This is a genomic window from Pseudomonas sp. BC42 (genome assembly GCF_021560055.1).
Lineage (GTDB): Bacteria > Pseudomonadota > Gammaproteobacteria > Pseudomonadales > Pseudomonadaceae > Aquipseudomonas.
On sequence record NZ_CP091067.1, the window covers coordinates 2,060,026 to 2,071,397 of the forward strand.

8 protein-coding genes are annotated in these 11,372 nt (G+C 62.6%); 4 read left to right on the forward strand and 4 right to left on the reverse strand.

From position 1 onward, the window contains the following. Positions 1–40: 40 nt before the first annotated feature. The 4 genes from L1O02_RS09775 to L1O02_RS09790 all read left to right on the forward strand — a co-directional run bounded on the left by L1O02_RS09775 (position 41) and on the right by L1O02_RS09790 (position 4,439). The gene (locus tag L1O02_RS09775) at positions 41–1,078 is read left to right on the forward strand and encodes a ParB/Srx family N-terminal domain-containing protein (protein WP_108546041.1); all 1,038 of its coding nucleotides are present in this window, start codon (positions 41–43) and stop codon (positions 1,076–1,078) included. Positions 1,079–1,226: 148 nt separating this feature from the next. Continuing rightward, on the forward strand, positions 1,227–2,276 hold the full coding sequence (locus L1O02_RS09780; RefSeq protein WP_108546040.1) for a hypothetical protein: 1,050 nt from the start codon (positions 1,227–1,229) through the stop codon (positions 2,274–2,276). A gap of 885 nt (positions 2,277–3,161) precedes the next feature. Further along, positions 3,162–3,518, forward strand: coding sequence for a DUF3077 domain-containing protein (locus L1O02_RS09785; protein WP_108546039.1), 357 nt, complete (start codon positions 3,162–3,164; stop codon positions 3,516–3,518). Positions 3,519–3,626: 108 nt separating this feature from the next. Then, the gene (locus L1O02_RS09790; RefSeq protein WP_108546038.1) at positions 3,627–4,439 is read left to right on the forward strand and encodes an alpha/beta fold hydrolase; all 813 of its coding nucleotides are present in this window, start codon (positions 3,627–3,629) and stop codon (positions 4,437–4,439) included. A 116-nt stretch (positions 4,440–4,555) separates the two neighbouring features. Here the strand turns inward: L1O02_RS09790 and L1O02_RS09795 are convergent, their stop codons facing one another. The 4 genes from L1O02_RS09795 to dsbD form a co-directional block, all read right to left on the reverse strand. After that, positions 4,556–7,909: an AAA domain-containing protein gene (locus tag L1O02_RS09795; protein ID WP_235759800.1), complete on the reverse strand. Its 3,354-nt coding sequence runs from the start codon at positions 7,907–7,909 to the stop codon at positions 4,556–4,558. A 94-nt stretch (positions 7,910–8,003) separates the two neighbouring features. After that, a complete protein-coding gene (dsbG, locus tag L1O02_RS09800) occupies positions 8,004–8,771 on the reverse strand; it encodes a thiol:disulfide interchange protein DsbG (RefSeq protein ID WP_060844253.1) in 768 nt (255 codons plus the stop codon). Beyond that, complete coding sequence (locus L1O02_RS09805) at positions 8,747–9,610, reverse strand: TlpA disulfide reductase family protein (protein WP_060840359.1); 864 nt, start codon at positions 9,608–9,610, stop codon at positions 8,747–8,749. Before L1O02_RS09805 ends, dsbG begins: the two co-directional genes overlap by 25 nt. Continuing rightward, the gene (dsbD, locus tag L1O02_RS09810) at positions 9,610–11,361 is read right to left on the reverse strand and encodes a protein-disulfide reductase DsbD (RefSeq protein WP_108546036.1); all 1,752 of its coding nucleotides are present in this window, start codon (positions 11,359–11,361) and stop codon (positions 9,610–9,612) included. The genes L1O02_RS09805 and dsbD overlap by 1 nt, the downstream gene beginning before the upstream one ends. Positions 11,362–11,372: the final 11 nt, after the last annotated feature.

Here is an 11,372-nt window from a genome sequence, read left to right on the forward strand (position 1 = left end):
GTCGGGCTTTGTCGTTTCAGACAGTTCAAGGACCGGAACCATGGCAGAACAGCTTTACTGGCACGACATCGAAGACTCCCTGGGCAACTGGAGTGGCCTCGGTGTCGAGGTCGAACCGGGTGCCTCGGACAGGCCGCCGCTGCACCTGCGCACCGGCAACAATGCCCGGATCAAGCTGATGCACCACGACACGCCACTGTTCTGGGCCACCTTCGCCTGGGATCACGGCGGCGTCTGGCTGGTGCGCAACCCGCTGGCGGAAGGCGCCGAATGCCGAATGCTGGCCCCCATCGATTCACCCACAGTCCAACAGTACGCAGCCCTGGCGCCTGAGCTACGGATCAAGGCCTGGAGCCGCTATTTCGTCAGCCGCCTCAGCGAAAGCGCCCGGCACTTCCTCACCCCCGGTTTCTGGCTGGCCCAGAGCCTGCTGCCGGAGCCCTCCAGCACCGCGAACGGCCTGGACCACTGGCGCTTCACCTCGGTGATCGATCCTTTGACCCACGTGCCCAGCTGGCACCTGTACGGCGAGGATTTTCTCGACAACCTGCAACCCCAGACCCTGGAGTGGATCGACTGGTGGCACGGCGGCGGCAAGCTCATCGGCCTGCACCGGGTCGATCCCCAAGCGGGGCGCTTGAAATGGTGGCGCAAGAAGGCCCGGGAAGGCAGCCTGCCGCCGATTCTGCTGTGGTACGTCGGCGGGCTGGCCTCCTATGTGGTCATCGATGGGCATTACCGCTTGCAGGCGGCCATCGCGGAAAACCTCGCGCCATCATTCATCGTCCTCAGCGCCACCCGCGAGCGCGACTTCACGCCGAGCCTGGAGCATCAGCAGCGGGTCATGGATTCACTGCGCAAGCGCGGCGACGCGGTGCCGCGAAACCCGGCCCTGAGCACCGAGCACCTCAACCGGGTGCTGATCCAGGCGTTCGATGACCGGCCGCAATACCGCAGCGCTACCCCGGCCTGGGCCGGCAACGAGCCGCAATCGCAGTGGTGTGACGAGGTGCTCCAGTGCCTGAGCGGGCAAGGGCTGGAGGACCAGATGGAGGCGGTGATTGCCCGGCGTGGATAGGGCGCTGGCCGTGTTCGCTGGCAAGCCAGCTCCTGCAGGGGGGCTGCGTGTAGGAGCCGGCTTGCCGGCGAACAGGTCCCCAAACACTCTGCTATATTCGCGCCCGCCCGCCGCAGGGCCGGTCATTGATAAAGGATTAGGGACAATCGTGGAACAGCTTTTCTGGCGTGACATCGAGGATTTGGCCGGCCAGTGGAACGGCCTCGGCGTGGACGTCAAACGCCCGGCCAGTGGCAAGCCCAACCTGTGCCTGCTCAGTGGCGACAACCGCCGCATGCAGCTGGTGCTGGGGGACCAGACTCTGCTCTGGGGCACCATGTCGCACTGCCGCTATGGCGTGTGGCTGGTGCGCAATGACCTGCCGGAGCAACTGCCGCAAACCCTGGTGGGCCCCATCGACTCGCCTCAGGTTGAACAACAGGCGCGCCTCGACCCGGCCCTGCGCCTCAAGGCCTGGAGCCGCTTCTTCGTCGAGCAACTGATGCAGCACCAGCCGGACTTCTTCTACCCCGGCTCCTGGCTGGTGCGGGCCTTGCGCCCGGCGTCCCAGAAACCCATGCGGCCGCTGCTCAGCGGCACCGAAGCCTGGTACTTCAAGGGCGGCGAAGACGCCCAGAGCCATATGCCGCAGTGGGCGATCTACGGCCGCAACATCCTCGACAACCAGCAGCCCGGCTCGGCGCGCTGGGTCGAGTTGTACGAGGGCGGCGGGGCGGTGGTCGGCCTGCATGCCGTGGACCCCCATTCCGGACGCTTGAAATGGTGGCGCAAAAAAGCCCGCGAAGGCAGCTTGCCGCCGATCCTGCTGTGGTACGTCAGCGGCCTGAACTGCCACCTGATCCTCGACGGTCATTACCGCCTGCAGGCGGCCATCGATGAAAACCTGCCACCGGAGTTCCTGGTGCTCAGCACGCCGCGGCTCTACCACTATCGCCCCAATCCGCAAGAGCAGCAGAAAGTGCTGGGGGCGCTGCAAGTGCAGGTCCAGCGCAACAACCTGGACACCAGGCGCTTCAACCAGTTGCTGATCAGCACCTTTGACGATCGGCCGTATCACGGCTTCGGCAGCCAGTCGTGGGCGGGGATTGCTTCGGAGCAGGAGTGGATCGACCAGGTCAGCGGCATCCTCAAGGCGCGCGGAGGCCTGAGCGATCTGGAGGAAATCCTCGAACGCGAGGCGCCGGAAGAATACCGCTGAGTCATGCTTGCGGCTGATGCCAATCGGTTTTTTGTAGCCGCTGCCGCAGGCTGCGTACGGCTGCGCAGCAGACGCGGCGATTTCAAGGCCGCCAGCGGTCTTTGACAGGAGATCGCCAAGCAAGGTCCTGCGGACCTTTTCGCAGCCTCGCCAAGGCTCGACAGCGGCTACAGTACCCCCTGGCGACCCTGTAGCCGCTGCCGCAGGCTGCGTACGGCTGCGCAGCAGACGCGGCGATTTCAAGGCCGCCAGCGGTCTTTGACAGGAGATCGCCAAGCAAGGTCCTGCGGACCTTTTCGCAGCCTCGCCAAGGCTCGACAGCGGCTACAGTACCCCCTGGCGACCCTGTAGCCGCTGCCGCAGGCTGCGTACGGCTGCGCAGCAGACGCGGCGATTTCAAGGCCGCCTCAGGTCTTTGACGGGAGATCGCCAAGCAGGGTCCTGCGGGCCTTTTCGCAGCTTCGCCAAGGCTCAGCAGCGGCTACAGGGCAACAATTCCATAGGTCCATAGGCCAATGCCGATCGGGGCAAGGTGGTTTCGGAAACGGGCTGGAAGGTCGCTGGAATGGTGTTTAGTCGCTTTCTTTTGTAAGGCAAATCCGAGAAACTGCGGGCCGCTTGAATGCGCCTGGTGGGCGGGCTAGGGTTCCGGAGCCATCGCCCAATCGATGGCTCGGATGTGCAAGTCCGACCGTTACCAGACGCATAAGCGCTCAGTCATGCCTGAGCGATTTCATGTTCGCCGTGTTATGGCGGCCGTGCGCGGGAGATCTTCGGATCTGCCGGGGTTCTGGTAACTCGGTCTTGCACACCCGCGTACGGCTGCCACCTTATTCGTGTGCAAGCGAACGGTGTCAGCTCCTTGTCATTACCAGGAGTTTGACCATGAAAAAGCTCGTCCCCGATCCCCCCACGTCCTATCGCGATCCCGCCCTCAAGGAAGCCAACGCCACCCTGCGCGTGGCCCTGGCCCGGCAACCGCTGGACCCCGCGCTGTTCCAGCTCACGACCCAAGCCAAAGCCGTTTCCCCCGACTCGCTGTTCAGCGTGCGCGAAGGCGTCAGCGCCGAAGAGGCCCTGGTGCATGTGGCGTTGTTGCTCAAATGCGCCGAAGAGGTCTGCGATGAAATCACCCAGCAGGGCAGCGACCTGGAGCGCGGGCTGATCTGGTCCATGGTGTATTCGGTGGAGATGGCCCGCGCGGTGGTGGAGGCCTTGCTCGACGGCCAGCGCGGGCCGTGAATCCGGGCATTTCCTGATACGTTTTTGTCGCCCCGGTCCGATTGACTGAGCCTGGTTCACGGCACAGTCTGTCGGACCTTTTTCGTCATTCCCTACAGGAGCTAGCCGATGCCTTTCGCGACCATCGATGGACAACCGTTGCACTACCTTGACCAGGGCCAGGGGCCGGTGGTGTTCCTGGCCGGCAGTTATTTGTGGGACACCAGCATGTGGGCGCCGCAGATCGAGGCGTTGTCGGCGCAGTACCGGGTGATTGCGGTGGACCTGTGGGGCCATGGCCAGTCCGGGCCGTTGCCGCAAGGCACCGCGTCGCTGGACGATGTGGCGCGGCAGATGCTGGCCTTGCTCGATCATCTGCACATTGAGCGGGTGACGTTGGTGGGCTTGTCGGTGGGCGGCATGTGGGGTGCACGTCTGGCCCTGGCGGCGCCGCAGCGCATCGACGGTCTGGTGCTGATGGACACCTACCTGGGGGCCGAGCCGGAGCCGACCCGGCAATACTACTTTTCCCTGTTCCAGCAGATCGAGGACAGCGGCCTGATCGCCGAAGCGCTGCTGGATATCGTGGTGCCGATCTTCTTCCGCCCGGGTATCGATCGGCAGTCGGCGCTGTATCAGGATTTTCGTGCCAGCCTCGCGGCGCTGCCGACCGAGCGTTTGCGCGCGAGCGTGATTCCCATGGGGCGCATCACCTTCAGCCGGGCGGATGTGCTGGATCAGCTGCAGCACCTGGATGGGCCGAACACCTTGCTGCTGTGTGGCGATCAGGACCAGCCGCGGCCACCTGCGGAAACCATCGAGATGGCCGAGCGCATTGGCTGCCCTTATCAGCTGGTGCCCGAGGCCGGGCATATCTCCAGCCGTGAGAACCCGGAGTTCGTGACCCGGGCCTTGCTGGCGTTTTTACAGCGCCACGGTTGAAGCCCGATTCTTCCGAGTTGGCTTGCCGACCAAAAGGCCCGCAAGCCATGCGCCAAGCTGACGGAGGCCGTCGCCAGCGAACACACTGAAAGGTCGCTGGAATGGAGTGACGGTGTTCAGCTTGAAATCTGTTCTTCCAGAGGGTTCAGTTGCGCCAGAAATGAAGCCGCGCCCATTCTTTTCAAGGGGTATTTGCCACGGCTCACGGCTTCGAAGTACCGCAGCGACCCCCAGAGTTCAAAATCCCCCACCAGATAGACCCGACGTTTGGCCCGGGTGAGTGCAACATTCAGCAGATTGGGTTTGGATGCGGCCCACTGCGCAGCTCCAGCATGATCAAGGTCGGCCCCCAGCAGCATGAAGACGGTGTCTTGTTCTTTACCCTGGAAGGTATGCACGGTGCCGATGGAGGATTTCAACCATTGCTTCAATTCCCCCGAGGGCAATTTCGGACGATGGTTGGGGCTGGCCCAAGCAGCCGCGCGTATGGCTTTCTGCAGGGCCAGGCGCACGGCCTTGAACGGTGAAATCACGTACAGCTGCGGCAGTTCTCCGTCGCGTAAGTAGAGTTGCCCGAGCAGATCGACCATGAACTCGATCTGTTTAGGCACGACTTGTTTGTGTTCGACATGGCCAGGGATGTCGACCCAGCAACTGGAGCTGTAGACAGGGGCGCCCTGTTCGGAATGCGCATTGGGCAGACCAAAGACCATCTTGTTGCCGTAGGCGATTTGATTCGACAGGCTGAACATGGGTTCGATGCAGCGTCTGTGGACCCTCAACGGGCTGCCGATCCACAGTTCTTCGTCGGTATCGTTCCTGAAAACGCTTCCATAGCGATTGTTCTGGTCCGCCAGGCTCTGCACCGACACGCGATTGGGGGCGAAGGCTTGGTTTGCGGTGTGTACTGACAGCTGGCCGAGTGCCTTGACCAGGCGTTGCGGCAGGGTGAAGACCGGTTCGATTTGCATAGGGTCGCCCACGATCATGGCTCGTTTAGCCCGCCACAATGCGCCGATGGCTGCCTGAGGCACGGCTTGTCCCGCTTCGTCGATATACAGCCAGCCCAGCGAGCCGGCCCCCATCCCGCGGAACTGGTTGGCAAAGGAGGCAAAAGTACTTGAAACCACCGGTATCACCATGAACAGACTTTGCCAGAGCACCTGTGTGAGTCGCTCATCCTCGGGCATCTTGTTGCTGAGCAATAGGCTGATGGCGGTGAGGTTGGCGCTAAAGCCCTTGCCGTTCGAGCCCGAGGGGGCAACCTCGGCAAGCCAGGCTTCATGCAGGGTCAAGGCCGCGGCGAATAACGTCGAACGCAAGTGATTGAGTGCGGCATCGTGCCAAAGCCCGTTTATCTGGAAGTCACGGTCTTCCAGTTCACTCAGATGACCTGGCAAGTTCGGACGCCCCAGGCGGACGGCGAAATCATCCAGGGATTGGCACTTGCCCTGCCACTGTGTTCTACGCGTGTCGAGTTCGCTCTCACAGAACAGCAATGAGGTTTGCGCCTCTTCAAGTTTCGGGATCAGGCTGTTGTCGAGCAGGCTTTTCGCGCTGTTGATCTCTTCGTGCGCCTGACGCTGCAACCGGGCATTTTCCCGTTGTTCATCTCGATGCGTCCTAGCTGCTGGCGTGTTGAACAAGCGCTTCCACCATGCCGGGCGACCGCGATCTATCAGGCGTTCTAGTTCCTGAAGGCTGCCCAGATGTTGCTTGGACGCCTGGAGTTTCTGCTGGTGTTGGTCCAGCGCTTGCTGGGCAGATGCCTTGAGCTGTTCGGCCTGATGGAAGGCCTGTTGTTGAAGGCCCAGGAAGGTTTGCTCATCGGTAGCCGACATCTCACTCAGCAGGGTGGCATAACGGGCCCGTTCCTCCAGCGCCTTGCTGACAGCCTCATCGGCTTTTTTGAATGCTGCGCGGGCCTCCTTGAAGCTGGGCCCTTTGTATTCATCCACCCATTGACGAATCGTCCGTGGTTTATGGGGGGCGGTGGAATCTACCGGGTTGAAGAACATGCGCTCCTGCAACGCTTTACGGTTGCCACTGTTGCCCAGTGCGGCGCAGATCAGTCCCCAGGGTTTGTCCTCATCAGACAGTTTGCTGATGCTGCCATCACTGTTCTGAGCGGCAACTTTATGGGCAACCGGTTGCAGGTACTGAACGTTGCTCCAGCCTTTTCCCAGCGACTTGCGTTTGGGCAAGTCTCGGGAAATGTTTTCTACGGCGGCATTGTTAGAGGAGGCCACCACCATTTCATAGCCGGTCAACTCGGGTTTGAGCGCGCGGAGGGTGTAGGTATTTGCCATGCCCTTGAAGGTGACCTGAGGCTTTTTTCCGCCAACGAATGCATCCGCTGCGTCGATGTATCCCGCCAGAACCCGGGCCCGACGAACAATGTTCTCTGCGAACATGTCACGCAACAAAGTCGTTTTACCGGTCCCCGGCGGGCCGTTGACGGTGAACACACCGCTGTTTTCCAACGTGCCAAGTGCGCTGTTGATCGCGAACTGTTGCATCAGGCTCATGGCGTGGCCTGGTTCATCCGGCCAGTGTCCTGGGTTGATACATTGGGGTTGCAAGGCCTGATAGATGGCCTTGCGTCCATTCTCGGTATACAGGTCAATTCGTTTGCTTGGATCGGCTTCAGCCAGGTACTGCAAAAGAGCAGGGGGCTGTTCTCCACGCTGCAAGCTGGCGATCACACGCTCGATATCTTTTACGAAAAAGCTGTTGAGTATGTCGATCTCGGTATCGGCTTCTTCTTCGTCCTCGACTTTCGCGACCTGTGCTACTGAAGGTTGAGTGAGCGGCTTTTCGACCTTGGGCTGAGTCAGCACCTGAAGCAGCGCAAGAGGGGCGCGGCCGTCCTGGTCCGGGGTAAAACGGGCCCAGTTGCACAGCAGTTGATGCAGATACATGACCTCGTCGGCCGTCAAGGCTGGGTCATCATTTTGCTGGCGCTGTCCATGGAAGTTGTGCAGCAGTTTTGCCAACTGCTCCTTGGCTTCCTCGAAGGCTTGGTGGCCCAGGGCATCAAGCCCTTTGGTGATTGTTTGCCCCAACGCCCAAGGAGCGGTGGACAGTGAGAATGCATCGAGTTGAGGAACCGCTTGAGCATTGAGCTTGATCTTGGCGAAGCAGGTCAGCCCTTCAAGCTCCACTCGTTCCTGTTCTTCGTAGAACGTGTTCTCGTCGATTGAGCAGGCGGCCAGGTGCGGTTCGCAAAGGGTAGCAATGACGGAGGCGTCAAAAACCCCAATATAGAGGTTGAAGCCTGTGATTTTTAGGTCATCGGGTATGGAGAAAGTGCGCCAATGACTGTGCTGGAGATCTTCCCGTGAGAGCCATCGGGTCTCCCATTTTTTTAAGTCCTCGACATATTTCTCAAGTGCATAAGGTAAAAAGAATTCCACCTTATGCCAGTAGTCGAGAATCTCTAGAAGTCTGGCTTGTCCTTGAGCTGTCAAAACGTCACATCCCTGTCAGTGTAAAAAAGACAATAGTGTAACGCTGTCGATAAGGCTAAAGGCCATTACTAGTTCAGGGATGGGGGCATCTCGCTTATTTCGGGCCGAGAATCTGCGTCAGCTTGCTCGGGGCCGGGGCGCCCTGCTGTTGTTGCAAGTCGCCCTTGTCGTCGAGGTAGAAGATCGCCGGGGTCGCCGACAGCTCCAGTTCCTCCATCAGTTTCATGTTGGCGTCGAGCTTGGCCTGCACGGCCGCGGGAATGCTCGCCAGGGGTTTCAGGGCGCTGCCCTTGCCGGCTTTCTCATGCTCTTGCAGGGCCTGTTGCGGGTCCTTGGCGGCCAGCAGGGCGGCGGATTTGCCCGGGCTGTCTTCGCGGATGATGCCCACCATGATATGCCGTAGCTGCACCTTGCCGGCTTTGACCCAGGGCCGGGCCTGCTCCCAGAACATGTTGCAGTAGGGGCAGTTGGGGTCGCTGAACAGGTAGACGATGCGCGGTGCGTCGTCCTTGCCATCGGCGATCCAGTTGCTTTTGTCCAGCTTGTTCCAGACTTCCTTGGCCATCGGTGCGTAGACCAGCTTCTGCAAGGGTTCGGCGCTCAGGTCCTTGCCGTCGGCGTCGTACAGGTTGCCCAGCAGCACGTGCTTGCCGTCCGGGGTGAGGTACAGGGTCATGCCACGGTTCTGGTACTGCGCGGCGTAGCCCTTGAGGCCATCCGGGGCATCGAAGCTGCCGATGATCTTGGCGCCTTTTTCTTCGATCTTGCGGATCGGTGCGGGCAGTTCTTCGGCCTGCAGCAGCGGCGCGTTGAGCAGGGCTGCGCCCAGGGACAGGCTCAGCAGGTGGCGGATGAAGGGCATGGCAGTTTCCTTGCAGGGGCGACCGGGGTCGGATGGGCGTCGTCGAAGTTTTCCAGGGCACGGGCCAGGCTGGCTTCCGAGAGTTCACCCAGGTGACTGCTCAGCAGGCGGCCGTCGGCGCTGTAGAACAGTGTAGTGGGCAGGGCCATGGAGCCCACGGCCTGGCCCAGGCGGCCGCCGCTGTCGAACAGTACGTTGTCCAGGTTGAGTTCCTGGGTGGCGAGGAAGGTGGCCACGCTTTGCATGCTTTCGCCCTGGTTGACGAACAGGAAGGTCAGGTCCGGACGTTGCTGCTGAGCGCGCTCCAGGACCGGCATTTCTCGCCGGCACGGCGGGCACCAGGTGGCCCAGAGGTTGATCACCAGTGGCCCACCCTGGTAGTCGGTGAGCTGCACGGTGTCGCCTGTGGCATTGCGCAGGGGCATTTCCGGCAGGCGGGTGCCCTGATCGTAGAGCGTCAGGGACAGGCTGGCCAGCAGCCAGAAGGCCAGGCCGCTGGCGATACCGGCGCCCAGCGGGCGGCGCAGCGGTGGGCGTTTCCAGCCCCAGGCCAGGGCTGCCAGGAGCATGAAGATGACCCCCGGCCAGGCCAGGAAGCCGCCGTCGCGCAGGTCGATGATCAGCCACAGGTTGTGCTGGTAGTGCTTCCAGTAAGCGATGACGAAGCAGATCCGCGCCGCGAGCATGCCCAGCAGGAACAGCATGAACAGCACCGATTCCGGGTTGTCGCCGCCGCGCTTGGCCACCCGCCAGCCCACCAGGGTGGCCAGGGCCAAGGCACTGATCAGCAGCAGGTGGTTGAGGGCGATGGCGAAGGTGCCGATGGTAAAGGTCAGCATCAACGGGCTTCCCGGGTCTGGGTCCAGCGTTGCAGGAAGGTGTTGGCATCCACTTCACCGGTGATGCGCTGGCTGCGGCGTTCGCTGCCGTCCGGGCCGATCCACAGCATGCTCGGTGGCCCCGGCACCTTGTAGCGGCCCAGCAGTTCGCGGCCGTCGGCGTTGTCCAGGGTCACGTCCAGGCGCAGCAGGCGCACGTCCTTCAGGGCGTCGAGGACTTGGGGCTGGCCGAACACGGTTTTCTCCATGATCTTGCAGGACACGCACCAGTCGGCGTAGTAGTCCAGCAGCACCCATTGGCCCTGGGCCTGGGCGCTGTCCAGGGCACGTTGCAGCTCGCCGGGCGACTTGACGGTGGTGAAGGCATCGTGGGCGGTGGCGCTGCTGGCCACGTTGCCACCGCTGTAGACCTTCAGCGGTCGCCACAGGTCATCGCTGCCACCAGCGGCGCCCACCAGCAGCACGCTGCCCCACAGGCCGAACAGCACGGCGGCGGCGCCGAACAGGTGCAGCAGGCGCCCGGCGATGGCCCGTTGCTGCCAGGCGCAATAGGCCAGTACCAGGGCCAGGGCGCCCCACAGACCGATCCACAGGCTGGTGTCGAGCACCGGGCGCAACATATAGATGGCGGTGCCGAGGAACAGGAAGCCGAACACGCCCTTGAGCAGGTTCATCCAGGGCCCCGGCTTGGGCAGGAAGCGGTTGCCCAGGGTCACCAGCAACAGCAGCGGCAGGCCGATGCCCAGGCCCAGGGCGAACAGCGCCAGGCCGCCAAACAGGGCATTGCCGGTCTGGGCGATGTACAGCAGGCCACCGGCCAGGGGCGCGGTCATGCACGGGCCCACCAACAGCGCCGACAGCGCGCCGAGAGCGCCACAGCCGATCAGGCTGCCGCCCTGGCGCTGGCGGCTGGCGCCCTCCAGGCGGTCGCGCAGAAACGCCGGCATTTGCAGTTCAAAGAAGCCGAACATCGGCAGCGCCAGCAGCACGAACAGCGCGGCAAAGCTGCCCAGCACCCAGGGCTGTTGCAACCAGGCCTGCAGGTTGCTGCCCAGCAGGGCGGCGATCACCCCCATGCCGGCATACACCAGGGCCATGCACAGCACGTAGCTGGAGGCCAGGGCGAGGCCCCGACGCGGGCTGGCGCCGCTGCCGACCACGATCCCCGCGAGGATCGGCAGCATCGGCAGTGAGCAAGGGGCGAAGGCCAGCAGCAGGCCGAAGCCGAAGAAGGCCAGCAGGCCCAGGCCCCAGGATTTTTGTTGCAGGTCGTTGGCCAGCAGTTGGTCCTGGGCCGTGCCGTTGCCGGTTGCGGCGCTGTTGCCGGCGGCAACGGCGGGGGCGCCCCCCAGGTTGACCTCCAGGGTCTGTGGCGGGTAGCACAGGCCGGCGTCGGCGCAGCCCTGCCAGCCCAGCTTGACCTTGCCGCTGGCGGCTGCCGGCAGCTTCACTTCCAGGCCCTGGCGATACACCGTCTGTTCGCCGAAGAACTCGTCGCTGTGGTGTTCGCCGTCCGGCAGGGCCGGCTGATGGTCCTGGGCCAGGCCGTCGAACTTCAGGCGCTTCTGGTACAGGTAGTAGCCGTCGGCAATCTGCCAGAACAGCTGGGTTTCCCCGGAAGGCAGGCGCTCGGAGGTGAAGGTGAAGGCCTTGTCCACCGGCAGGAAGTCAGGCTTGACCTCGAACGGATTGTTGCCGGCTTCTGCCAGGGTGGTGAACAGCATAAACAGCAAGATGAGCAATCGACGCATGGTCAAGCCTT